This is a genomic window from Amorphoplanes friuliensis DSM 7358 (assembly GCF_000494755.1).
Classification (GTDB): domain Bacteria; phylum Actinomycetota; class Actinomycetes; order Mycobacteriales; family Micromonosporaceae; genus Actinoplanes; species Actinoplanes friuliensis.
In genome coordinates this window covers 2270772-2295349 of sequence record NC_022657.1, presented here as the reverse complement: position 1 = coordinate 2295349, position 24578 = coordinate 2270772, and the positions used below count along the sequence as shown (strand labels likewise).

The 24578-nt window shown below is 69.4% G+C and carries 19 protein-coding genes and 1 pseudogene; 5 read left to right on the top strand and 15 right to left on the bottom strand.

The features are described from left to right. The 9 genes and pseudogenes from gap to rsgA form a co-directional block, all read right to left on the bottom strand. Window positions 1-996, bottom strand: coding sequence for a type I glyceraldehyde-3-phosphate dehydrogenase (gene gap / locus AFR_RS10665; RefSeq protein WP_023360243.1), 996 nt, complete (start codon window positions 994-996; stop codon window positions 1-3). Between the two features lie 433 nt (window positions 997-1429). After that, window positions 1430-2410 (bottom strand): DNA-binding protein WhiA, encoded by a 981-nt coding sequence (gene whiA, locus AFR_RS10660; RefSeq protein WP_023360241.1) that lies wholly within the window; start codon window positions 2408-2410, stop codon window positions 1430-1432. Window positions 2411-2451: 41 nt separating this feature from the next. Further along, the gene (locus tag AFR_RS10655; RefSeq protein ID WP_041842003.1) at window positions 2452-3522 is read right to left on the bottom strand and encodes a gluconeogenesis factor YvcK family protein; all 1071 of its coding nucleotides are present in this window, start codon (window positions 3520-3522) and stop codon (window positions 2452-2454) included. 386 nt (window positions 3523-3908) lie between these two features. After that, window positions 3909-4805 (bottom strand): RNase adapter RapZ, encoded by an 897-nt coding sequence (gene rapZ / locus AFR_RS10650; protein WP_041842002.1) that lies wholly within the window; start codon window positions 4803-4805, stop codon window positions 3909-3911. Window positions 4806-5312: 507 nt separating this feature from the next. Further along, window positions 5313-7583, bottom strand: a pseudogene (uvrC, locus tag AFR_RS47725) (excinuclease ABC subunit UvrC); the annotation flags it as partial. A 136-nt stretch (window positions 7584-7719) separates the two neighbouring features. Further along, window positions 7720-8262 carry a Rieske (2Fe-2S) protein gene (locus AFR_RS10640; RefSeq protein WP_041840770.1) on the bottom strand — a complete coding sequence of 181 codons (543 nt, stop codon included), beginning with the start codon at window positions 8260-8262 and terminating at the stop codon, window positions 7720-7722. Window positions 8263-8470: 208 nt separating this feature from the next. Further along, window positions 8471-11428 (bottom strand): excinuclease ABC subunit UvrA, encoded by a 2958-nt coding sequence (uvrA, locus tag AFR_RS10635; protein WP_023360231.1) that lies wholly within the window; start codon window positions 11426-11428, stop codon window positions 8471-8473. Between the two features lie 110 nt (window positions 11429-11538). Next, window positions 11539-13335: a hypothetical protein gene (locus AFR_RS10630; protein WP_023360229.1), complete on the bottom strand. Its 1797-nt coding sequence runs from the start codon at window positions 13333-13335 to the stop codon at window positions 11539-11541. Between the two features lie 24 nt (window positions 13336-13359). Further along, on the bottom strand, window positions 13360-14400 hold the full coding sequence (gene rsgA / locus AFR_RS10625; RefSeq protein ID WP_023360227.1) for a ribosome small subunit-dependent GTPase A: 1041 nt from the start codon (window positions 14398-14400) through the stop codon (window positions 13360-13362). Between the two features lie 183 nt (window positions 14401-14583). Here rsgA and AFR_RS10620 point away from each other — a divergent pair, with 183 nt between their 5' ends. Next, window positions 14584-15282: a maleylpyruvate isomerase family mycothiol-dependent enzyme gene (locus AFR_RS10620; RefSeq protein WP_023360225.1), complete on the top strand. Its 699-nt coding sequence runs from the start codon at window positions 14584-14586 to the stop codon at window positions 15280-15282. Window position 15283: 1 nt separating this feature from the next. Continuing rightward, on the top strand, window positions 15284-15937 hold the full coding sequence (locus tag AFR_RS10615; protein WP_023360223.1) for an MBL fold metallo-hydrolase: 654 nt from the start codon (window positions 15284-15286) through the stop codon (window positions 15935-15937). A gap of 4 nt (window positions 15938-15941) precedes the next feature. On the opposite strand, the gene AFR_RS10610 is transcribed toward AFR_RS10615, so the two are convergent. Continuing rightward, window positions 15942-16556: a cysteine hydrolase family protein gene (locus AFR_RS10610; protein WP_023360221.1), complete on the bottom strand. Its 615-nt coding sequence runs from the start codon at window positions 16554-16556 to the stop codon at window positions 15942-15944. Between the two features lie 120 nt (window positions 16557-16676). On the opposite strand from AFR_RS10610, the gene AFR_RS10605 reads away from it, so the two are divergent. Further along, window positions 16677-17282 (top strand): ATP-dependent Clp protease proteolytic subunit, encoded by a 606-nt coding sequence (locus tag AFR_RS10605; protein WP_023360219.1) that lies wholly within the window; start codon window positions 16677-16679, stop codon window positions 17280-17282. 46 nt (window positions 17283-17328) lie between these two features. On the opposite strand, the gene AFR_RS10600 is transcribed toward AFR_RS10605, so the two are convergent. Both AFR_RS10600 and AFR_RS10595 read right to left on the bottom strand, forming a co-directional pair. Then, window positions 17329-17751: an uL11 family ribosomal protein gene (locus AFR_RS10600; RefSeq protein WP_023360217.1), complete on the bottom strand. Its 423-nt coding sequence runs from the start codon at window positions 17749-17751 to the stop codon at window positions 17329-17331. A 184-nt stretch (window positions 17752-17935) separates the two neighbouring features. Next, window positions 17936-18736 carry a transglycosylase SLT domain-containing protein gene (locus AFR_RS10595; RefSeq protein WP_023360215.1) on the bottom strand — a complete coding sequence of 267 codons (801 nt, stop codon included), beginning with the start codon at window positions 18734-18736 and terminating at the stop codon, window positions 17936-17938. 162 nt (window positions 18737-18898) lie between these two features. Here AFR_RS10595 and typA point away from each other — a divergent pair, with 162 nt between their 5' ends. Beyond that, window positions 18899-20767, top strand: a complete 1869-nt coding sequence (gene typA / locus AFR_RS10590; RefSeq protein WP_023360213.1) for a translational GTPase TypA — start codon at window positions 18899-18901, stop codon at window positions 20765-20767. A gap of 53 nt (window positions 20768-20820) precedes the next feature. Here typA and AFR_RS10585 read toward each other — a convergent pair whose 3' ends face one another. Continuing rightward, window positions 20821-21843 carry a TerC family protein gene (locus AFR_RS10585; RefSeq protein WP_193786359.1) on the bottom strand — a complete coding sequence of 341 codons (1023 nt, stop codon included), beginning with the start codon at window positions 21841-21843 and terminating at the stop codon, window positions 20821-20823. A gap of 295 nt (window positions 21844-22138) precedes the next feature. Between AFR_RS10585 and AFR_RS10580 the strand changes: the two genes are divergently transcribed. Then, window positions 22139-22468 carry an antibiotic biosynthesis monooxygenase family protein gene (locus AFR_RS10580; RefSeq protein WP_023360209.1) on the top strand — a complete coding sequence of 110 codons (330 nt, stop codon included), beginning with the start codon at window positions 22139-22141 and terminating at the stop codon, window positions 22466-22468. A gap of 28 nt (window positions 22469-22496) precedes the next feature. Here AFR_RS10580 and AFR_RS10575 read toward each other — a convergent pair whose 3' ends face one another. Then, window positions 22497-23405, bottom strand: a complete 909-nt coding sequence (locus tag AFR_RS10575; RefSeq protein WP_148307919.1) for a GNAT family N-acetyltransferase — start codon at window positions 23403-23405, stop codon at window positions 22497-22499. 782 nt (window positions 23406-24187) lie between these two features. Continuing rightward, window positions 24188-24577 carry an ester cyclase gene (locus AFR_RS10570; protein ID WP_023360205.1) on the bottom strand — a complete coding sequence of 130 codons (390 nt, stop codon included), beginning with the start codon at window positions 24575-24577 and terminating at the stop codon, window positions 24188-24190. Window position 24578 lies beyond the last annotated feature (1 nt).

Sequence of the window (24578 nt, the reverse complement as noted above, 5' to 3'; positions counted from 1 at the left end):
TCAGCCGACCAGCTTGACCAGGTCGACGAGGCGGTTCGAGTAGCCCCACTCGTTGTCGTACCAGCCGACGACCTTGACCTGGTTGCCGATGACCTTGGTCAGGCCGGCGTCGAAGATGCAGGAGGCCGGGTCGGTGACGATGTCCGACGACACGATCGGGTCCTCGGTGTAGACGAGGATGCCCTTGAGCGGGCCGTCCGCGGCCGCCTTGATCGCGGCGTTGACCTCGTCGACCGAGGTCTCCCGGGTCGCGGTGAAGGTCAGGTCGGTCGCCGAGCCGGTCGGGATCGGCACCCGCAGCGCGAAGCCGTCGAGCTTGCCCTTGAGCTCCGGCAGCACCAGGCTGACAGCCTTCGCGGCACCGGTCGAGGTCGGCACGATGTTCAGCGCGGCGGCGCGGGCGCGGCGGAGGTCCTTGTGCGGGCCGTCCTGCAGGTTCTGGTCCTGCGTGTACGCGTGGATCGTGGTCATCAGACCCTTGTCGATCCCGATGGTGTCGTTGAGCACCTTCGCCATCGGCGCGAGGCAGTTCGTGGTGCAGGAAGCGTTCGAGATGATCGTGTGCTTCGCACCGTCGTACAGGTTGTCGTTCACGCCCATCACGATCGTGATGTCCTCGTTCTTGGCGGGCGCCGAGATGATGACCTTCTTCGCACCGTTGTCGATGTGCGCCTTCGCCTTGGTGGCGTCGGTGAAGAAACCGGTCGACTCGATGACCACGTCGGCGCCGACGTCGCCCCAGTGCAGGTTCGCGGGGTCACGCTCGGCGAACGCCTTGAAGGTCTTGCCACCGACGGTGATCTCGTCGGCGGTCGCCTTCACCTCGTGGCCGAGACGGCCCAGGATGCTGTCGTACTTCAGCAGGTGGGCGAGCGTCGCGTTGTCCGTCAGGTCGTTGACGCCGACGATCTCGATGTCCGCGCCGGAGGCGAGCACCGCCCGGAAGAAGTTGCGGCCGATACGGCCGAAGCCGTTGATGCCAACCCGGATGGTCACAGGTGGATCTCCTCGTTTCGGTCCGCCGGGATCTAGGACCGGCGGAGGTCTGCGTGCCGACCGTTTCGAGGGCCGGCTTTTGCTCGATCAGGCCACCACGCCTCGGCGCTGCGATCACCGCGGCAGCTTGCCGGGCGGCGTCCTGGGCGCGGGCGGCCATGCTTGCCGGCACCGTCGCCGTCGCCGTCACCCTATCCGAGGAGGTCTTTTACCCACGACTCGGGGCGCGACCTGATCGTTACCTAAGCTCTTCAGGCTTTTACGGTACGGGCGCACAAGTCCTCAGAAGCAACAACGGCACCAGCCTCCACCGGGAGCAGCCCCCTGCATCTCCAGGCCGAGGGATCCGCCGCCGGGCTGAAACTCTCGCCAGACCAAACCGGGCCGACCGAGCCGAACCGCCGCCGGGCTTGGCCTTTGCTGGGGGTTCCGGTCAGCAGGCCATCATTTCGGGGGTTACGGCGGCTTCGGTGTCGGGGATGCCCAGGTCGCGGGCGCGCTTGTCGGCGAGGGCGAGCAGACGCCTTATACGGCCGGCGATCGCATCCTTGGTCAGCGGTGGGTCGGCGAGTGCGCCCAGCTCCTCCAGGGAGGCCTGGCGGTGCTCGAGGCGCAGGCGACCGGCGGACGTCAGGTGGTTCGGGGCCTCGTCGGCGAGGATCTCCAGCGCGCGGGTCACCCGGGCCGCCGCGGCGACGGCCGCACGGGCGGACCGGCGCAGGTTGGCGTCGTCGAAGTTCGCGAGACGGTTGGCGGTGGCGCGCACCTCACGGCGTACCCGGCGCTCCTCCCAGGCGAGCACGCTGGAGTGCGCCCCGATGCGCGTGAGCAGGGCGGCGATCGCGTCCCCGTCCTTGATCACGACGCGGTCGACACCGCGCACCTCACGCTCTTTCGCCGTGATCCCTATGCGGCGGGCAGCACCACGCAGCGCCAGGGCGGCCTCGGGCCCCGGGCAGGTGATCTCCAGCGCGCTGGAGCGACCGGGTTCGGTCAGCGACCCGTGCGCCATGAACGCGCCCCGCCACGCGGCGACCGCGCAGCAGACGTTCGCGGAGACGACGTGCGGCGGGAGCCCACGGACGGGCCGCCCCCGCACGTCCAGCAGCCCGGTCTGCCGGGCCAGCGCCTCACCGTCCTTGACGATGCGCACGATGTAGTGGCTGCCCTTGCGCAGGCCGCCCGAGGCGAGGACGTGCACCTCGCTGGGGTACCCGTACACCTCGGCGATCTCCTTGCGGAGCCGCCGCGCGACCGCGCCGGTGTCGAGCTCGGCCTCGACGACCACCCGCCCCGACACGATGTGCAGGCCGCCGGCGAAGCGCAGCAGGGCGGCCATCTCCGCACGGCGGCAGCACGGCTTGGGCACGTCCACGCGGCTCAGCTCGTCCTTGACCGCTGCCGTCATCGCCATTTCGAAGTCACCTCATGCTTGTTTCGCGGAACGCCAGTTGCTTAACGATCGGAGCCGAGGACTGGCACCAGTGCTGTGCCCAACGACTCAGGATCATGCTTCGGACTGCCGTCCGCAACGGCCAAGGATGCCAGGACCAGCCGCGCCCCGAGCGCCTCGGCGGCCCGGTGCACCGGATCGGGCTCACCGACCCACTTCGCGTCGGCCAGCACGGCATCGACCCGCAACTGCGGGAGGTACCAGTGCAGAGCGGCCAGATGGTCGGCCACGGACATTCCGAGGGTCTCGTTGTCAGCGGCAAGGTTGAGCGTCACCACCCGCCGAGCGGGACTGGCCACGATGGCGGCGGCCAGCTCCGGCACCAGCAGATGCGGAAGAACACTCGTGTACCAGCTCCCCGGCCCGAAAATCAGCCAGTCGGCCTCGGCGATGGCCGCCACCGCCGGCGGACAGGCAGGCGGCGACGCCGGCACGATCCGCAGCGCTTCGACATGCCCGGTGGTCACGGCCACGGCATGCTGCCCCCGCACGGTCACCACGTCGTCGGGCCGCGCCGGATCACCACCCCGCACATCGGCTTCGATCCCGACCGCATGGCAGGCCATCGGCAGCACCCGCCCCCGGGCCCCGACCATCGCCCCGGCGTGCTCGAGCGCCTCGACCGGATCGCCGAGCAGCTCCATCAGCCCGAGCAGCAGCAGGTTGCCGACAGCGTGACCGGCGAGGGGATCGTGCTTGCCACCCACGGAAGCGATCCGCCGGTCACCAGGCACCTCGGCCCCGGCGGGCTGCACAAAACTCTCCCCCGACGACACCGGAATGCCGTCGGCCGCGCGCCGGTCCGGCTTCCCGACCAGCGCAAACCGGTGCTGCAGGAGCGCAACGGTCCGCTGATGCCCCGGGTCGTCGTCGGCCAGCGCGGCGAGAGCCATCCGCAGGTCACCGGGCGGCAGCTGAGCATCCCGCTCGGCTCTCAACCGCCCACTGGACCCACCGTTGTCCCCGACGGTGACCACCGCGGTGATGTCAAGATCGAGCTCGGGCGCACACCGCAGCAGCCCTCTGAGCGAAACCGCCAGCCCATGCCCCCCACCGAACGCCACCACCTTGATCGGCCGCGTCTTGCCTCGGCCACCAGCAGTCAGCCCGGCACCCGGCAACCGGGTGTCGGATCGGTCGTCAGCATCCCGCCCCGCAGCCGACGGCAGGGTGGTCGCTCGGTCGCCGGCCGTCTGCCCGGCGGTGAGGCCGTCGTTGGCCGGCGGTTCGCCGATGGGGCCGTCGTTGGCCAGCGGTTCGCCGGTGAGGCCAGCGTTGGCCGGCGGTTCGCCGGTGAGGCCAGCGTTGACCAGCGGCTCGCCGGTGAGGCCGGCGTTGGCCAGCGGTTCGCCGGTGGGGCCGGCGTGGCCGAGGGGCTGTTCGGTGGTGGTTTCGTGGCGGGCGGTATCGCCGCGCGGTTCCGCTGGGTGACCGCCCGGTACTCCCGGCTGAGCCGCCGTCACTCCCGCCCCAGGTCGCGGTGCGAGGAATGGGCGGACAGGCGGATGTCACGCAGCTGCGCCGTGAGCTCCTCCGCGATCGCAACACTGCGGTGCTTGCCGCCGGTGCACCCGATGGCCACCGTCAGGTAGCGCTTGCCCTCGCGTTCGAACCCGGGCGCGGTCGTCGCGATGAGCGAGGCGTAGGTGGCGACGAAGTCGTGCGCACCCTCCTGGCCCAGCACGTACCCGCTGACACCTTCCTCGAGCCCGGTGTGTTCGCGCAGCTCAGGCACCCAGAACGGGTTGGGCAGGAAGCGCGCGTCCAGCACGTAGTCGGCGTCCGGCGGCAACCCGTACTTGAACCCGAACGACAGCACAGTGATCCGCAGCCGCCGCGCGTCCTCACCACCGAAGAGCTCCTCGACGCGGCGCCGGAGCTGGTTCACGTTGAGATGACTGGTGTCGATGATCACGTCGGACTGCTCGCGGGCCTCCTCGAGCAGCTTCCGCTCGGCGGCGATCCCGTCGGCCAGCCGCCCGTCACCCTGCAACGGGTGGGACCGGCGCACCGACTCGAACCGCCGGATCAGCACCTCGTCGTCGGCGTCGACAAAAACCACCCGCGGCGAGAACCCGCGGTCCTTGAGCGCCCGCACCGCCCCGGCCAGGTCGGTCGAGAACGCCCGGCTCCGCACATCGAGCACCATGGCCGTCCGCCGCGCCGCGCCACCGGCCTCGAAGGCCAGCTGAGCCATGTCCAGCATCAGCGCCTGAGGCAGGTTGTCGACGACGTAGAAGCCGACGTTCTCGAGGGCCCGGGCGACCGTGCTGCGGCCACCACCGGACACCCCGGTCACCACGACAAGGTCGGTATCGGCCTCGTCAGGCGTGGGCTCCGGAGCGAACTCCGGCATCGACTCGGTCACGCACTCCTCCTGCACCGCACTGCTTCTCTGCACCCCGTCCGGACGGACACTGCATCCTAGGCCGAAGCGTCGACCGCACACCGACGGACATCGTGTCCATTACCCGATCCGGTGCCCGATGGGTGAACAGCAGCCCCGCTCACCCGTATTCCACCCGGCCGTCCCACCACCCACCCGTGTCCCGGCCACCCAGCCGGGCATCGACTACGTGCCCGGGTCCAGCTACGTGGCTCGCTCCGGGTCCGTGGCTCGCTCCGGGTCCCGGGCTGGCTCCGGGTCAGGGGCTAGCTCTAGGTCCGAGGCTGCCTCCGGGTCCGAGGCTCGCTCCGGGTCCATGGCTAGCTCCGGGGGCGCCGTGTTGGTGTCGGGGTCGGCCTGGGCGAGGGGGCGTGCCACCCGGGCGCGGTTGGCGCCGGCCTTGGTGCGGCCCGCGCCGCCGGACGGGACCGGGTCGGCCGCGGTCGAGTCGGCTGACTCGTCCGTGGACGGTTTTTCGGAACCGGCCAGGGCCGCGAGGATCGCTTCCGCTGTGCGTCGGCCGATACCCGGGACTTCGGCGATCTCTTCCGGTGTGGCCTGGCCGACGCGTTTCAGCGAGCCGAAGTGCCGGAGCAGCGCCTTGCGGCGGGTCTCGCCCAGGCCCGGGATATCGTCCAGCGCCGAGGTGGTCATGCGCTTGGTGCGGCGCTGGCGGTGGAAGGTGATGGCAAAGCGGTGTGCCTCGTCGCGGGCGCGTTGGAGCAGGTAGAGCGCTTCCGAGGTGCGGGGCAGGATCACCGGGAAGTCTTCGCCGGGGAGCCAGACCTCTTCGAGGCGCTTGGCGAGGCCGCACAGGGCGACGTCGGTGATGCCGAGGTCGGCGAGGACCGCTGCCACCGCGTTGACCTGGGGCTGGCCGCCGTCGACCACGACCAGGTTGGGCGGGTAGGCGAACCGGCGCGGCCGCCCGGTCAGCGGGTCGATGCCCGGCAACTCGTTGGTCGCCGGCTCGTCGTCCACCGTCGCGTCGATCGCCGGGGTGGTGACTCCCAGCGCTTCCGCACGTCCTTCGAGCGTGTCACCACTCGATCCACCTCGCAGGCCCCCGGCCAGAGACTCCTCGTCACCGCCGTCAGCAAAGTCGGAATCAGACCCCAACCCATCGGCCACAGCGGCGGCCCCAGAACCAGAGACCGAACTACCCGCCACGGAACCAGAGCCGGAATCAGAGACCGAACCACCAGCCACAGCCGCCGAACCGGAACCAGAGCCCGGACCGGCCGCGGACCCAGAACCGGAGATCGGGCCGGACCCGGCTGCAGGCCCGGAAGCGAGCGCAGACCCGGCGTCGGCAGCGCTGTCGGTGTCGGGCGAGCCGGGCTGGGCGCGGTAGCGGGCGAACCGTCGCCGCATCACCTCGCTCATGGCCGCGAGGTCGTCCGTGCCGGAGCCGTCCGGGTTGCCGCGGACCGCGAAGCGGCGGTACTCGCTCTTGCGGGCCAACCCGTCCTCGAAGACCACCATGCTGGCCACGACGTCCGTGCCTTGAATCTGGGAGACGTCGAAGCATTCGATGCGCAGCGGAGCGGTCTCCATGCCGAGGGCTTCCGCGATCTCGTCGAGGGCCTTGCTGCGGGTGGTCAGATCGCCCGCGCGGCGCAGTTTGTGGCGGGCCAGGGATTCGCCGGCGTTGCGCGCGACCGTTTCGAGCAGCGAGCGTTTGTCGCCGCGCTGGGGCACGCGGAGGCTGACGCGGCTGCCGCGGTGTTCGGACAGCCAGTTCTCCAGGGCCTGCGAGTCCGGCGGCAGGGCCGGGACGAGGAGTTCGCGGGGGACGTCGTTCTCGCCGTGTTCGTCGCCGTAGACCTGGGTGCAGAAGTGGTGCACCAGGTCGCCGGTGGTGAGGTCCTCGACTTTTTCGACGACCCAGCCGCGCTGGCCCCGGATGCGGCCGTCGCGGACGTGGAAGACCTGGACCGCGGCTTCGAGGGGGTCCTCGGCGAAGGCGACCACGTCTGCGTCGGTGCCGTCACCGAGGACGACCGTCTGCTTTTCCATGGCTTTGCGCAGGGCGGCGATGTCGTCGCGGAGGCGGGCGGCTTTTTCGAACTCGAGCTGCTCGGACGCGTCGAGCATGTCGCGCTCGAGGCGTTTGACGAACGTGTCGGTGCGGCCGGCCATGAAGTCGCAGAAGTCGTCGACGATCTCGCGGTGCTGCTCGGCGGAGACCGTGCCGACGCAGGGCGCCGAGCATTTGCCGATGTAGCCGAGGAGGCAGGGGCGGCCGATCTGGCCGGCGCGTTTGAAGACGCCGCTGGAGCAGGTGCGGGCCGGGAAGACGCGCAGCAGCAGGTCGAGGGTCTCGCGGATGGCCCAGGCGTGCGAGTAGGGCCCGAAGTAGCGGACGCCTTTGCGCTTGGCACCACGCATGACCTGCAGGCGAGGGTATTCCTCGTTGAGGGTGACGGCGAGGAACGGGTAGGACTTGTCGTCGCGGTACTTGACGTTGAACCGCGGGTCGAACTCCTTGATCCAGGAGAACTCCAGCTGGAGCGCCTCGACCTCGGTGGCGACGGTGACCCAGTCGACCGCGGCCGCGGTGGTGACCATCTGCTGGGTCCGCGCGTGCATGGTCCAGGTGTCGGCGAAGTACGAATTCAGCCGGTTGCGGAGGCTCTTGGCCTTGCCCACGTAGATGACACGGCCGGTGGGATCACGGAAGCGGTAGACACCGGGAGCATCGGGAACGGTCCCCGGCGCCGGACGGTAGCTGGACGGGTCAGGCACGCACTCAACACTAGTGCGGACCCCTGACATGATTGTCCGACCGGAGGTCCGTTGCCGCCGCCACGGCGTCGGGCCTCCGGCCGGAAACGTGCTGGGGCCGGCCGTGTCGGCAGGTCAGGGCCGACCCCAAGATTTCTCAGGCCGCGACGATGTTGTCGCCGTCCACCTTGACCTTGGTCTCGGGCAGCGCCTTGGTGGCGGGGCCACCGGTCGGCGAACCGTCCTCGATGGAGAAGGTGCTGCCGTGGCACGGGCAGGTGATGACGCCGGCGTCGACCTTGCTGACGTCGCAGCCCGCGTGGGTGCAGACCTTGCTGAACGCCTTGAAGGTGCCCGAGGCGGGCTGGGTGATGACGTAGTCGCCCTTGATCACACCGCCGCCCTCGGGGATGTCGGCCACCAGGGCCAGCGCGGAGCCGCCCGAGTCGCCGCCGGAGGTCGAGGTGCCACCGGCGTCGGCGCCCTTGCTGCCCGCGGGCGCGGGGTCGTTGCTGAAGTCGCCACCGTTGGCGCCGTTGCTGCCGGTGCCGGTCGAGTCCGTCCCGCACGCTGCCAGCAGGCACCCGGCGCCGAGCGCGCCGGCGCCGACGAGCACGACGCGCCGCGACGAAGCGACTCCCGCCCGGGCCGGTTCCTGCGCCGGAGCTTGCGTTTCAGGCCTCGTCTGCACGTCAGTCATATGATTCGAACCTTTCCTTAACCCCTGAGCCGCGCGCTTACGTCACGCGGCGTTGCTTGTACATACGCTCTCGTCACCGATGTGGTTCATGAGCCTGCGGGAAATTATCGGCGTGGTTGCTGTGTTTCGCCTTAATTTCCCGGGCGTGCGAACGCCCGCCCCCAGGTCGGAGGCGGGCGCTGCTTCGTAGCTGTGTGTTACCTGTGTGTCAGACGGCGGCCTTGGCGCGTGAGCGGGTCGCGCGCGGCTTGGTGGCCGGCTTCGGGGCGCCGTTGGCCTTGGCCGCGCGGGCCAGGGCCTCTGCCGCGCCGGCCGGTTCGCCGGTCAGTCCGAGCATCGGGCGCAGATATTGCCCGGTGTGACTGTCCGGGACGTCGGCGAGCTCCTCGGGTGTGCCGGTGGCGAGCACCAGCCCGCCCTTGTTGCCGCCCTCGGGACCCATGTCGATCAGCCAGTCGGCGTTCTTGATCACGTCGAGGTTGTGCTCGATCGTGATGACCGTGTTGCCCTTGTCGACCAGGCCGTTGAGGACCAGCAGGAGCTTGCGGATGTCCTCGAAGTGCAGGCCGGTGGTCGGCTCGTCGAGCACGTAGACGGTCCGGCCGGTGGAGCGTTTCTGCAGCTCGGAGGCGAGCTTGACCCGCTGCGCCTCACCGCCGGAGAGTGTCGGCGCGGGCTGGCCCAGGCGGACGTAGCCGAGACCGACGTCGACCAGCGTCTTGAGGTGCCGGTGGATCGCGGGGATCGCCTCGAAGAAGCCGGCGGCCTCCTCGATCGGCATCTGCAGGACCTCGGAGATCGTCTTGCCCTTGTAGTGCACCTCGAGGGTCTCGCGGTTGTACCGGGCGCCCTTGCAGACCTCGCACGGCACGTACACGTCGGGCAGGAAGTTCATCTCGATCTTGATCGTGCCGTCGCCGGAGCAGTTCTCGCAGCGACCGCCCTTGACGTTGAACGAGAACCGGCCCGGGCCGTACCCGCGGACCTTCGCCTCGGTCGTCTCCGCGAAGAGCTTGCGGACGTTGTCGAAGACACCGGTGTACGTCGCGGGGTTGGACCGCGGCGTCCGCCCGATCGGCGACTGGTCCACCCCGACGACCTTGTCGACGTTCTCCAGGCCGGTGATCCGGGTGTGCCGGCCCGGCACCATCCGCGCGCCGTTGATCTGGTTGGCCAGCACGGTGTAGAGGATGTCGTTGACCAGCGTCGACTTGCCCGAGCCGCTCACGCCGGTGACGGCGATGAACTGCCCCAGCGGGAAGCCGACGGTGATGTTGCGCAGGTTGTGCTCGCGCGCGCCCTGCACGACGAGCTCACGGCCCGGCTCCTGCACCCGGCGTGTGGCCGGCGTCGGGATCTTCTTACGACCCGACAGGTACGCACCGGTCGGCGACTCCTTGTTGGCCAGCAGCCCCTTGACCGAGCCGCTGTGCACGATCTTGCCGCCGTGCTCGCCCGCGCCGGGACCGATGTCGACGATCCAGTCCGCCGTACGGATGGTCTCCTCGTCGTGCTCGACCACGATCAGGGTGTTGCCGAGTTTCTTGAGCCGGACCAGGGTCTCGATCAGGCGGTGGTTGTCGCGCTGGTGCAGGCCGATGGACGGCTCGTCGAGCACGTAGAGGACGCCGACCAGGCCGGAGCCGATCTGTGTGGCGAGCCGGATGCGCTGCGCCTCACCACCGGACAGGGTGCCCGCGCCGCGGTCCAGCGACAGGTAGTCCAGGCCGACGTCGACGAGGAAGCGCAGCCGCGCGTTGATCTCCTTGAGCACACGCTCGGCGATCATCTTCTCGCGGTCGGTGAGCTCGATCGTCGCCAGCAGCTCGGCGCACTCGCCGACCGACAGGTTGCAGACCTCGGCGATGCTCTTGCCCGCGATCGTGACCGCCAGGACCTCCGGCTTGAGCCGGGTGCCGCCGCAGGCCGGGCACGGGATGTCGCGCATGTAGCCTTCGTACTTGTCGCGCGACCAGTCGCTCTCGGTGTCGCCGTGCCGGCGCTCGATCCACTGCACCACACCCTCGAAGCCGGTGTAGTACGAGCGCTCGCGGCCGTACTTGTTGCGGTAGCGGACGTGGACCTGGTCCTCGGAGCCGTAGAGGATCGTCTTCTGCGCGCGGCTGGGCAGCTGCCGCCACGGGGTGTCGAGGCTGAACTTCTCGGCCTTGGCCAGGGCCTCGAGCAGGCGCAGGAAGTATTCGAGGGTCGAGCCGCCGGACCACGGCTGGATCGCGCCCTCGCGGAGGCTGCGCTCGTCGTCCGGGACGATCAGCTCCGGGTCGACCTCCTTCTTGGTGCCCAGACCGGTGCACTCCGGGCAGGCGCCGTAGGGCGCGTTGAAGGAGAACACTCGCGGCTCGAGGTCCTCGATCGCCAGGGGGTGGTCGTTGGGGCAGGCCAGGTGCTCGGAGAAACGGCGCTCACGCTGCGGGTCGTCCTCGGGCAGGTCGACGAAGTCGAGCAGCACGATGCCACCGGACAGCGCCAGGGTCGCCTCGACCGAGTCGGTGAGCCGCTGCTTGCTGGAGGCCTTGACGCTGAGGCGGTCGACGACCACCTCGATCGTGTGCTTCTCCTGCTTCTTCAGCTTGGGCGGCTCGGCCAGCGGGTGCACGACGCCGTCGACGCGGGCGCGGGCGTAACCCTTGGACTGCAGCTCGGCGAAGAGGTCGACGTACTCACCCTTGCGGCCCCGGATGACCGGCGCCAGGACCATGAACCGGGTGCCTTCCTTCATGGCCAGGACCCGGTCGACGATCTGCTGCGGCGACTGCTTGCTGATCCGCTCGCCGCAGATCGGGCAGTGCGGGATGCCCGTCCGGGCGAAGAGCAGCCGCAGGTAGTCGTAGACCTCGGTGATGGTGCCGACCGTCGACCGCGGGTTGCGCGAGGTCGACTTCTGGTCGATGGACACCGCCGGGGACAGGCCTTCGATGAAGTCGACGTCGGGCTTGTCCATCTGCCCGAGGAACTGCCGTGCGTACGACGACAGCGACTCCACGTATCGGCGCTGGCCCTCGGCGAAGATCGTGTCGAAGGCGAGGCTGGACTTGCCCGAGCCGCTGAGACCGGTGAAAACGATCATCGCGTCGCGGGGCAGGTCGAGGTTGACGTCGCGCAGGTTGTGCTCCCGCGCGCCGCGAATGATCAGTCGGTCGGCCACAGCCAGCCACTCCGTAACGTCAAGACAATGGGCGCCGCCACCCTAGCCGCGGGGTACGACAAGTTTTCCGCCGCCGAGTAACAGCGCTGGAGCAGGACCGGGCATTCCCGTCACTCGGACGGGCGAACCTGGTCCCGGACGTCCCACACCTGCACGCCGCCGACCTGCTGCGGCTCTTTCTCGAGCAGATCGGAGACCAGCGTTTGCAGCAGGTCGTGGTTCGGGGTGCCGGGAACCAGCACCACGACCGCGGCCCGCCAGTAGGTCAGGTCGGTGATCGCGGCCCGCCGGTCGGCGCCCGTGACCACCGGCATCCGACCGTACGCCCCTGCAATGCGTAACAGGTCGGAGGTCGGCCTGGGTGCGGCGTTCCACGATCCGGTCTTGTCGGCCGGTGGGTTCGCCGGTCCCATGAAGTACCCGCGGGGCACCGAATAATCCAGACCGGACAACGCGAACCAGCGCATCCCGGCCCGCCCGGTGGTGACCTCGGGCAGCGGCACGGTGACCAGCGTCCGGTTGCCGGGCACGTAGTCACGCCACATCTGCTGCGCGATGAACGGTGGCAGCGGGTCGGCGGTGACCACGGGCAGTGGTTTCGGCAGCACGGGCACGATGGCCAGGGCCAGACCGATCCCGAACGCGACCCGCTTGCGGTGTGGCAGCAGCGGCGCCCGGTCGGCGGCCAGCGCGAGCAGCAGCCCGATGATCGTCGCGGGAACCATGCCGAACCGGGTGACACTGACCAGGTCGATGATCGGCACGTGGGCGATCAGCGCGAACGGCAGCGGGATGCCGGTGTTGTATCCGCCGACGCGCAGCTCCGGGCCCATCGAAATGATCAGCAGGACCAGACCGGCGATCGCGGCGGACCGCGCGGCGATGTTGCGCCACAACAGGACGACCGAGACCACGATCATGACCAGCATCGGTACGCCGAAGAACGTGTTGTCCTCGGTCGGGCTCACACTGAGCGCTCGCGCGATCGCACCGTTGCCGGCCAGTGACTGCCGGGCGTACGCCCCGAGCGCGAGCAGGTCGGTGACGAACTTGCCCGGCTCGAACGGCTGACCGCTGTAACTCTGCGGCCCGGTGAACTGGAAGTACAACGGGTACGCGAGCGGCACCAGCGCCGTCACGATCGCCACCCCGAGCCCGGCGGCCATCCGGCGCACGTAACCGACCGCGGTCCGCCAGGCCAGGGCGGCGTACGCGATCACAAAAACGCCGAGGGTGAGCGCCGTGAAGAGCAGCGTCTCCTCGTTGATGAAGACCTGCAGCACCACCAGCAGCCCGAGGATGATGCCGCCGCGGACGACCCGCCCGGGCTCGCGCAGCCGCAGCACCTGCAGGACGATGAACGGCACCACAAAAAGCGAGACGAAGTTGATGTGCCCGTTGGCGTGCGACACCATCGCCGGCGCGAAGCCGCACCACAGACCGCCGATCCACGCGGCGGCGCGGCTCGTGACCAGATGCCGCGACAGCACCCAATACCAGGCAAAAGCCGTACCGGCGAGGCCGAGGGTGAGCAGCAGGACGACCGAGACGCCCACGCCGAAGAAGTGCGTGACCGGCGCCATCGGCACGCTCAGGCCCAGCACCGTGGTGTTGGCCATCATGTTGACGCCGTCCGGCACGTTCATCCGGTCGCTGAACAGCGGGTTGGCGCCGTGGAAGACGACCCGCTCCCCGTGCGCCATCACGAAGGAGAAGAAGCCGTGGTCGTCGTCGTTGGACGACAGCACGCGGCCGCCGGGGCTGATCCACAACTGGATCAGGACCAGCACCCCGAGTGCGAGATAACTGATCGCCGCCCAGACATCGGCGTACCGATAGGCGCGTTTTTTCGGCTCGGCCTCGACGGAGAGGCCGGGCTCGTCCAGGACCTCATCCACCGCGGGCACCGGTGAATTGTGCCAGAGGCCGCGTCAGCGGCGCGGTCTGCGCCGGGACGGACCGGCGAGGCCGGCCAGGCGGGCGGCCCGCCGGCTGCTCTCGACGGCGACCTCCCGGTGCAGCTTTCGCCAGCTCTCCAGGCGTCGCGGCGAAAGACTGCCGTCCTCCAGCGCCGCGACGACCGCACATCCGGGCTCGTCCTCGTGACGACAATCACCGAAACGACACCGTTCAGCCAGCGCCGCCACGTCGGCAAAAGCCTTGTCGAGGCCCTCACCGGTGTCGAGCAGACCGACCCCCCGGATGCCCGGCGTGTCCAGGACGGCGCCACCTCCCGGGATCAAAACCAGACTCCGGTACGCGGTGGTGTGCCGGCCCTTCCCGTCGGCGCGCCGGATCTCCTGCACACCCATCACGTCGGTGCCGGCCAGGGCGTTGACCAGCGACGATTTGCCCGCGCCCGATCGACCCAGCAACGCCAGCGTGCGGCCGGGAGTCACGTACTCCCGCAGCGCCTCGACGCCGGTGCCGTCGTGCACGCTGACGGCCAGGACGCGTACCCGGGGAGCCAGCGACGAGAGCTGACGGGCGACCGCCTGCGGGTCGCTCGCGGTGTCGCTCTTGGAAAGCACGATGACCGGCTCGGCGCCGGACTCCCAGGCCAGCGCGAGCAGACGCTCGACGCGGGCGTCGTCGGGCGCCGGATGCATCGGCTCGACCACCGCGACGGCATCCATGTTCGCGGCCAGGACCTGCCCGGACGCGTCCTTGTCGGCGGTACGCCGGATCAGCGCGGTCCGCCGCGGAAGCACACCCTCCACGGTGGTCCGCCGGTCGGGCCAGCGGCGCAGGACCACCCAGTCGCCGGCACAGGGCAGGTTGGCGGGGTCGCGAGCCGCGCCGAGCAGCACACTGCCGGCGAGGCTGGCCCGGGTGACACCGGAGGGGCCGAGAACGGTGCAGACGCCGCGGTCGGCGCGCAACACGCGCCCGGGCTGCGCGTCGGGACGGTCGAAGGGACGATAGGCGGAGGCAAGTGTCTCGCCCCAGCCCAGAGCGGGCAGGTCAGACATGGGAAACCCTTTGGGGTGTGAGGAGGCTCGGCCGGATCTCAGGCCAGGACTCCCGGGCGAAGCCGGGAATTGACGGACAGCACCTTCCCCACCCCCTCCGCGGTTGCTCGCTTCACGTCTGGCACAGACGGTACGGACGCGGTCACGGGCGCGAAAGCGAATTCCGCCGCTAGGGTCGATCACGTGACCGTTGACCCGTTGGTGCTGATGACCGATGTCGAGCAAGCCACCGAACGCCTGATCCGTACCGCCGAAGGGCTGGACGACGCCGCGGTGAAAGCGCCGTCGGCCCTGCCCGGCTGGACGGTCGGCCACGTCCTGACCCACGTGGCCCGTAACGCCGACGCCTACACCAACCTCCTGACCTGGGCGCGGACCGGCGTCGAGACCCCCGCGTACGCGTCGCCGGCCGCGCGTACCGACGGCATCGACGCGGGCGCCGAGCGGCCGCTGGCGGAGCAGATCGCCGACATCCGCGAGGCCCACGAACGCCTCGCCGACGCGGGCGCGTCGATGCCGGCCGAGGCCTGGACCTTCTTCATCCCGCCGACCGGCGCCTCGGCGGCGGCGATCCCGTGGGCCCGGCTGCGCGAGGTCGAGGTGCACCACGTCGACCTCGGCGCCGGCTACTCGCCGGAGGACTGGGACGACGCGTTCGCCCTGCGGCTGCTCCGGGAGATCGTCACCGGCGCCTCCGACCTCTCCCTGGTGCTGCGCCCGCACGGGGTCGATCACCCCCTGACCATCGGCGACGCCGACGGCGCACCCACGGTCGCCGGCCCGACCCGTTCGATCGCGGCGTGGCTCTCGGGCCGCGGCGACGGCGCCGACCTGACCGTCTCGCCTGAGGGCGAGCTGCCCCAGCCCCCGAGGTGGAAGTGACATGACCTACACCGGAGACGTGACCCGCGGCGGCGAACCGGCCGTCCGCGAACTGGCCGGCCTCACCGTCACGAAGGTGTCGGTGGGCCCCACGGACAACAACGCCTACCTGCTGACCTGCCGCTCCGATGGCTCGCAGCTGCTGATCGACGCCGCCAACGACGCGCAGACCCTGCTCGACCTGATCGGCCCGGCCGGCCTGGCCACGGTCGTGACGACCCACCAGCACCCCGACCACACGGGAGCCCTGCAGCAGGTCGTGAAGGAGACCGGCGCGGCCTCGATCGCCGGCACGGACGACGCCGCGGGGATCCCCGTCGTCACCGGCACGGTGAACGACGGCGACACCATCGCGGTCGGCGACTGCACCCTCGAGGTGATCCACGTCGTGGGTCACACACCGGGCTCCATCGTGCTGCTCTACCGCGAGCCCGGCGGCACCGCCCACCTGTGGACCGGCGACAGCCTCTTCCCGGGCGGCGTCGGCAACACCCGTGGCAACAAGAAGAACTTCGCGTCCCTGATCGCCGACGTGCAGACCAAGCTCTTCGACCGCCTGCCCGACGACACCTGGTTCTACCCCGGCCACGGCAAAGACTCGACCCTCGGCGCCGAACGCCCCCACCTGGCCGAATGGCGTGAACGGGGCTGGTGACCCTTTACAGCGCGGCGGTGACCTTCGTGGACTCCATCGGCAGCGAGAACATCGGGTAGTCGTACGCGATGGCGTTGTCGTGCTCCTCGGGTGAGGTCGCCGCCGTGCAGTCGGTCAGGGTGATGACCCGGTAACCGTTCTCGTACGCGCTGCGCATCGTCGACTCGACGCAGCAGTTCGTCAGGAAGCCCGCCAGGATCACCGTCTCGATACCCCGCCCCCGCAGGATGAAGTCGAGATTGGTGCTGGCGAAGGTGTCGAGGCCACGCTTGCCCTCGATGAGGATGTCGCCCTCGGCCGGGGTCAGGTCATCGACGATCGCCGCACCCCAGGTGCCCTTCACGAAGGCGTTGCCGTCGACGACTCCCTTGAGGATCCCGTACGGGTGGCGCGACAGCTCGCCGTAGCCCGGCGCGAAGGTGATCGGCGCGTGCATGATCGTCACACCCGCGGCCCGGGCGGCGTCGACCAGCGCGACGGTGTTGGCCAGCATCCCGGTCTTGTCCATCACCGGTGCGACGGCGTTGTGCAGCACACCGCCGTCCGAGGTGAACTCGTTCTGGTATTCGATCAGCACGATCGCGGTCCTGGCCGGATCGAGCTGCAGGGTCTCGTCCATCGGATCTCCCGGTGTGCAGTGGGTCACACCGACTCTAGTCCGCCCTGGGCTGAACGACGCCACCATCACCCGTGCGCGTACCTAGACTCGGAACCCCTCGAGCCCCACGGAGGATCCCCGGTGACACCCAACCTGCGCTGGCAACCCAACCCTCCCCCGCAGCCGGACCCGTGGCAGGGCGGCGGACCGCAGCTGCCGGGCTGGCTCGAGGAACGCCTCTTCGACCAGCGCATCGTCATGATCCGTGGTCCGCTCACCGGCCAGGCGGCGTCGGGCATCGCGGCGGCGCTGCTCACCCTCGACACCGCCGGGCCCGAGCCGGTCCAGCTGCACATCGCCAGCTCCGGCGGTGACCTGAACGCCGCCCACGCCGTCATCGACGTCATGGATGCGATGACCGCGCCCGTGCACGCCGTCGTCACGTCCGAGGCCGGCGGGGCCGTGCTGGCGGTGCTGGCCGCGGCCGAACGGCGCTCGGCGTACAGGCATGCCCGCTTCAAGCTGGCCGAGCCGCGCGCGGCCGGGGTCACCGGGACCGCCGACGAGGTGGCCGCAGCCGCCGGGCAGCACCTGCGGGAGCTCGAGGAGGTCGTGTTGCGGCTGGTCGAGGTCACCGGGCAGTCCCGCAGCCGGATCGAGGACGACCTCTCCGCCGGGCGCAGCCTGTCGTCGGCCGAGGCCCGCGACTACGGCCTCATCGACGAGGTCGTCGGCAAGGGCGCATGAAAAAACGGCGCGGACCCGCCCGGGTCCGCGCCGTTCTCAGGTCTTACTAAGCGACCTTGACACCCATCGAGCGGGCGGTGCCGGCGACAACCTTGATCGCGGCATCGACGTCGTTGGCGTTCAGGTCGGGGAGCTTGCGCTCGGCGATCTGCTTGATCTGGTCGGCGCTCAGCGTGCCCACGGTCTGGGTCAGCGGGTTGGACGCGCCCGACTGGATGCCCAGAGCCTTACGGATCAGGAAGCTCGTCGGCGGGGTCTTGTAGACCAGCGAGTGGCTGCGGTCCTCGAAGACGCTGACAACGACGGGGATGATCTCGCCCCGCTGCTTCGACGTGGCCTCGTCGTACTCGAGCTTGACCGCGCGCATGTTGGCACCGGTCGGGCCGAGCATCTTGCCGAGGTCGACCATCGCGGCGTTACCCGCCTCAAGCGCGAGGGTTACCTCATGGGTCTTTTTCTTGGGCGGCATTACGCAAAGCTCCTTAGTGTGTGCTGCACGGGCCTAAGTCAGGAGCTCGCCAGCATCTCAACGCACGACAACCCCGAGACTCTACAGCCGCGCTCGGTAATGGGTCAAAGCAGCGGGCACAGTCCCGGGTTCCGCCCACAAGTGTAACGCGGCCGGTCCGGGACCCGGTGACCCGGTGGTGCAGTCAGTACCGGTCGCAGTAACACGACTTCATCAGCGACCGGACGCTGTTGACGTAGACGGGGTTCGGCAGCTCCTTGGAGGCCCACGCCTCGTCCACCGAGCCCCGCCCCACGTTGTACGCGGAGATCACCAGATTGAGCAGGCACATGCTCTTGGTGCTCTTGCACTTGCTCGCACTCAGGTCGTACTTGCCCTTGAAGTACGAGTCGCCGAACGCCTTGGTCAGCCAGGCCAGATAGTTGGCCCCGAGCACGGCGTTCTGCTTGTAGTCACTGCTCTCGTACGACTGCTCGAAGCGCTGGTTGATGAACGCCTCGGTGTCGGGCATCACCTGCATCAGGCCGTGCCCGCCGTCGCAGTTGACGAAGTTCGACGTCCAGCCGCTCTCGTGCCACGCCGTGGCCAGCACCAGCCGGCTCGGCACCTTCAGCTTGGGCGCGGAGGTCGGCCAGTACTTCTTGGAGGCGGCCACGACCAGAGCCGACTTCGCCTTGGACTTGGAGACCTCCTTGCCCTCACGCTCCGCGCACGGGGGCAACTGGAAGTTGTTCGGGTCCTCGGTCGGGGTGGGCTTGGCCTTCTTCGGCTTGGCCTTGCTCTTCGACGGCGAGGGCTCCGGTGTGACCTCCGACTCGGGCTCGTCGGTCTCGACCGGATCGACGACGCTCTCCGGCTCGGACGCCGACGGCAGGGGCGCCGCGACCGAGACGGGCACCTCGTCGTTACCGCCGAAGATGCCGCAGCCCGAGACGAGCAGGGCCCCGGCCAGTGCCGTGACAAGCCAGGACAGCCTGCGATTCATCGACGAAGTCCTTCCGGGTGCCCGTGACCGACGCCCGAACGCTAGCAGCGGCGTGCCGGGGGCGCCGCCCGGCAAACAGGACATCGGGGACGAGGTCTGCAACCGGTTCCGGCAGACCACCCCGGGAGGCCGCCCGCAACAAAGACCGGGGACAATGGTGGTATGCAGACCCGCACCGACCTACGCAACGTCGCCATCATCGCTCACGTCGACCATGGCAAAACCACCCTGGTCGACGCCATGTTGCGCCAGGGAAGCCAATCCCACGCGCGTGGCGAGATGGCCGACCGAGCCATGGACTCCATGGACCTGGAGCGGGAAAAGGGCATCACCATTCTCGCCAAGAACACGGCGATCAGCTACCAGCCGGCCGACAGTGACACGCCCGTCACCATCAACATCATCGACACTCCCGGCCACGCCGACTTCGGCGGTGAGGTCGAGCGCGGCCTGACCATGGTCGACGGCGTCGCACTGCTGGTCGACGCCTCCGAGGGGCCGCTCCCCCAGACCCGCTTCGTGCTGCGCAAGGCGCTCCACGCCAAGCTGCCGATCATCCTCATCATCAACAAAGTCGACCGCCCGGACGCGCGGATCAAGGAGGTCCTCGACGAGACGTACGAGCTCTTCCTCGACCTCGACGCCGACGAGCACCAGATCGAGTTCCCGATCGTCTACGCGTGCGCGCGCGACGGCATCGCCTCGATGACCCAGCCCAAGGACGGCACCGTCCCCGAGGACGCGACCGACCTCTCGGTGCTGTTCAAGACGATCCTCGAGACCATCCCCGCGCCCACCTACACCGAGGGCGCGCCGCTGCAGGCGCACGTGGTCAACCTCGACGCGTCGAACTTCCTCGGCCGGCTCGCGCTGTGCCGGGTGCACGAGGGCACGATCCGCAAGGGCCAGACCGTGGCCTGGTGCAAGACCGACGGCACCATCAGCAGCGTGCGCATCTCCGAGCTGCTGATCACCGAGGGCCTGGAGCGCAAGCCCGCCGAGAGCGCCGGGCCGGGCGACATCATGGCCGTCGCCGGCATCGCCGACATCATGATCGGCGAGACCCTGGCCGACGCGGAGAACCCGATCCCGCTGCCGCTGATCACGGTCGACGAGCCGGCCATCTCGATGACCCTGGGCACGAACACCTCGCCGCTGGTCGGCAAGGTCAAGGGCGCCAAGGTGACCGCCCGGATGGTCAAGGACCGCCTCGACAAGGAGCTGATCGGCAACGTCTCGTTGCGCGTACTGCCGACCGAGCGCCCCGACGCCTGGGAGGTCCAGGGTCGTGGTGAGCTCGCTCTGGCCATCCTGGTCGAGCAGATGCGCCGCGAGTCCTACGAGCTGACCGTCGGTAAGCCGCAGGTCGTCACCAGGACCATCGACGGCAAAGTGCACGAGCCGGTCGAGCGTTTGACGATCGACGCCCCCGATGAGTACATGGGCGCCATCACCACGCTGCTGTCCACCCGCAAGGGCCGGATGGAAGAGCTGATCAACCACGGCACCGGCTGGCTGCGGATGGAGTGGCTGGTCCCGGCGCGCGGCCTGATCGGCTTCCGCACCGAGTTCCTCACCGAGACCCGCGGCACCGGCATCCTGCACCACCTGTTCGAGGGCTACGAGCCCTGGTTCGGCGAGCTGCGCACCCGTAACAACGGCTCGCTGGTCGCCGACCGGGCCGGCGTGGTCACCCCGTTCGCCATGATCAACATCCAGGAGCGCGGCTCGCTCTTCGTCGAGCCGACCACCGAGGTCTACGAAGGCATGATCGTCGGCGAGAACTCCCGCGAGGACGACATGGACGTCAACATCACCAAGGAGAAGAAGCTCACGAACATGCGCGCCGCGAGCGCCGACAACACCGAAAAGGTGATCCCGCCGCGCAAGCTGTCGCTGGAGCAGGCCCTCGAGTTCTGCCGCGAGGACGAGTGCGTGGAGGTCACCCCGGCCGCCGTGCGCATCCGCAAGGTCGTCCTCGACCAGCAGGCCCGTGGCCGGGCGGCTTCCCGCCGCAAGCACCAGAGCTGACACACCAAAAAGCCGGGGGTACGCACTGTGCGTACCCCCGGCTTTTGTGTTGCTCAGGCTTTGATCAGCTCTTTTTTGCGGTCGCGGGAGGACTTCACCAGGCTCGCGACGGTGGCGATGCCCAGGGTGCCCAGAATGACCAGCAGTGACAGCCAGATCGGGATCTCCGGCGCCCAGTGCACACCGTGGCCGCCGTTGATGAACGACAGCGCGTTCGTGTGCAGCGCCTCGAGGAACAGCTTCACACCGATGAACGCCAGCACGAACGCCAGCCCGATGTTGAGGTAGACCAGCCGCTCCAGCAGCCCGCCGAGCAGGAAGTAGAGCTGGCGCAGACCCATCAGCGCGAACACGTTCGCGGTGAAGACGAGGTACGGCTCCTTCGTGATGCCGAAGATCGCCGGGATCGAGTCGAGCGCGAAGATCAGGTCGGTGGTCCCGATCGCGATCATGACGATCAGCATCGGCGTGAACAGCCGCTTGCCGGTCTCGCTGACCATCGTCATCTTGCCGCTGTCGAACGACGACGAGATCGGCAGCGCCCGCTTCGACCAGCGGATGAGGATGTTCTCCTTGAAGTCGTCCTCGTCGTTCTCACCCTGCTTGAGCAGCGTGACGGCCGTGTAGACCAGGAACGCGCCGAAGATGTAGAAGACCCACGAGAACTCCGAGATCAGCGCGGCGCCGGCCGCGATGAACGCACCCCGCATGATCAGCGCCAGCACGATGCCGATGAGCAGCACCTTCTGCTGGAACTGCCGGGGCACGGCGAACCGCGCCATGATGATCACAAAGACGAAGAGGTTGTCGACACTCAGCGAGTATTCGGTCAGCCAGCCGGTGTAGAACTCACCTGCCGCCTGCCCTCCCGCGAGGACCCAGACTCCGACGCCGAAGGCGAGCGCCAGGCCGACGTAGAAGGCGACCCACCCCCCGGCCTCACGCATGCTGGGCTCATGGGGACGGCGGCCGACGATCAGCAGATCAACGGCAAGGACGACAACCAGGGCGATCAGGGTGGCGATCCAGACCCAGGCAGAAACGTTCAACGAGAACCTCCGGCAGACACGGTTCATCGCTGTGCCCACCCGTGATCGAGTGCCACAGCGACGTGCGACTGTCGGAGGTCTCTTCCGCCCTCGCCCGGCGGGCGACGACCACCGGCCCCGGGCTCACCGCGAACGATGAAGACCGTGCTGACGAGACCGGCGCAGAGGAATACTCCCCTCCTACGCGGCTATTGTGTCCCATCACGGACCCGATCCGCACATCCCCCAGCTCAACGTGTTGCGCCTAACGCATTTTCGTGCCGCCGAAGCCGACATTAGGTGCCGCACCACACCACCCGCAGGGCATCCTAGGAGGCTAGCCATGGTTCTCGAGGTCGCGGAATTCGAGGTCTTCCCCGGCCAGGAGGAGGCCTTCGCCACCTCCTACCGTCTCGCCCACCCGATCCTGGCCGGCGCCCCGGGCTGCCGATCGGTCCGCATGACCCGCGGCGTGGAGTCACCGTCCCGCTTCATCCTCCTCGTCGAATGGGACTCGATCGAAGCCCACGAGCAGAACTTCCGCAACACGGACCGCTTCGCCCAATGGCGCGCCTTGATCGGCGCGGACTTCGCCAAACCGACGGTCGTCGAGCACTTCACCGACGTCACCCCCGGCACCCGCCCCGGCCCCGACCTTCCCCCGCCGTCCTGACAATCCTCCGGCCCGCTCCTGGGCGTCGTCAGGCCGCCCGCTGGTAGCGGGCCCGCCGCCCCCGATGCTCGAACCCCAGCCGCCGATACAGCCGGGCCGCCGCGTTGTCGACGTTGACGTCGAGCCAGGCGTGGGTGCCACCGCCGGCCAGCATCCGTCGCAGAGCCTCGGCGACCAGCGCACCACCGAGGTTGTTCCGGCGGGCCTCGGGCACAACACCGACCTGCACGATCCAGCCGTCCGCCGCCGTCACGAACCCCACATCACGGCCGCTCAAGGTCGCCAGCACCGACCACCCGGGCCGGAAATCGTCATCCTCGGCCACGTCGGCGATCCACTCGGCGGCCGGCAGCCCCGGAAACCCGGGTCGGTCCCGAAAAGCCGCCTCATAAACCGCATGGAAGCGCCCCGCAGCCTCCGCGGACCACTCCGTCAGAGCGATCCCTCCCGGCCACCCCACCTCCGGTACGCCTCGAGCAAAGTCGATCCGCATGACGCCCTCGGCGAAGACCTGCCGCAATCCGCGCGTCGCGAACAACGCCTCAGCCTCAGCAGTGAGCGATTCGGTCTCCACGGTGACCTGTCCCGGGCGGCGGGCGGCCTCGCTCAAGCCCCAGTCCAGCAGGTGTGCACCCAGCCCACGCCCCCGCGCGCCCGGATCAACCATCCCGGCGAAGGTGACACCCGCCTGACCCGATGTAGGCCGCACGGCGCCAGCCGCCACCAACGTCCCGGCGCCGTCCCTCCCTTGGATGCCATGGGCTTCGGACCCTGCCCACCGGCGCTGCAGAAAGCTCGGGTCGGCGGCCAGCGGCAACCCGCCATCGGCCTCCAGACACCGCCCGGCCAGCTCAACCAGCTCAGCAACATCCCCGAACGGCGCCGTGGTCCAAGCCACCCCATCAATCGCTGACACGCGCGCCAGCGTAGTAACCACCCACTCCCCCACCCCACCCGTTTTCAGCGCCCACGTCGCCTTACTCGCGAGTCCTGAGACAGCCAGCGAGAGGGGCAACCCCGACCGATCCGGACGGCCGGACCAATCCAAAGCCGCCGCGCACACTCAGATCGGAAGGGCTGGGTGGCGCGGGGTGCAGCGCAGTGCAAGGCGCAAGGCGCGGCGCAGGGGCGCGGGCGGGGACCAAGGCGTGGGTGCAGCGCAGGGCGCGGCGCAAGGACGCAGGGCGCGGCGCAAGGACGCAGGGCGCGGCGCAAGGACGCAGGGCGGGGCGCAAGGACGCAGGGCGGGGCGAAAGGCGCAAGGCGCGGGGCGGGGCGGGGCGGGGCGCAAAGCGCGGGGCGGGGCGGGGCGCAAGGACGCAGGGCGGGGCGCAAGGCGCGAGGCGGGGCGCAGGGCGCGGGGCGGGGCGCAAGGTGCAGGGCGGGGCGCAGGGCGCGGGGCGGGTCTTCCCCGACTCGGGCGCTGGCTGAGTCATCCCATCAGAGCAGGCGCAGCGAGCTGGCCGGAATGCGGGACGCGAGCCTCTCGAACAGCCTGACCCTCGCACCCCGGCCGCCTAGACCAGCCAGAACCGTCCGGCCGCGGATGGGATCGACCGGCCGAAAAGCAGGAAGCGGCCCAACCGATCAGAACGCAGCAAGCGGCCAGACCAACCAGAGCGCGGACACAGCCGGAGCGGCCAAAGCACGGACACCGCCGGAGCGGCCAAAGCGCGGACACGGCCGGATTCGCCGGGGCGCGGACGCGGGCGGGGCAGGTCAGCGGAGTTGGTCGAGGAGGGTCATGTTGTCGGCCGTGACCCAGACCTGAGCGATGCGGCCCTCCCGCAGGTGGTAGACCGCGAACTCCTGGATCCGCACCGCACGCCCCGTCGGCGGGACGCCGAGGAAGTCGGACTGGTGGGTGCCGGTGTCGATGAGGCGGGCGGCCAGGCGGTCGGCGTCGATGATGAGGTCGGTGAGGTGCCAGTGGTAGTCCGGGAAGGCCTGGACGACCCCGCGCAGGCCGGCCACGTAGGTGGCCAGCCCTTGCGGGGCGTCGTTGACCTCGACGTCTTCGACGACGAACGAGTTCAGGCGGTCGAAGGCGTGGGCGTTGCAGGTGGCCAGGTAGTGGCGGTAGAACGCCTCGGTTTCTGTGCGTCGCATG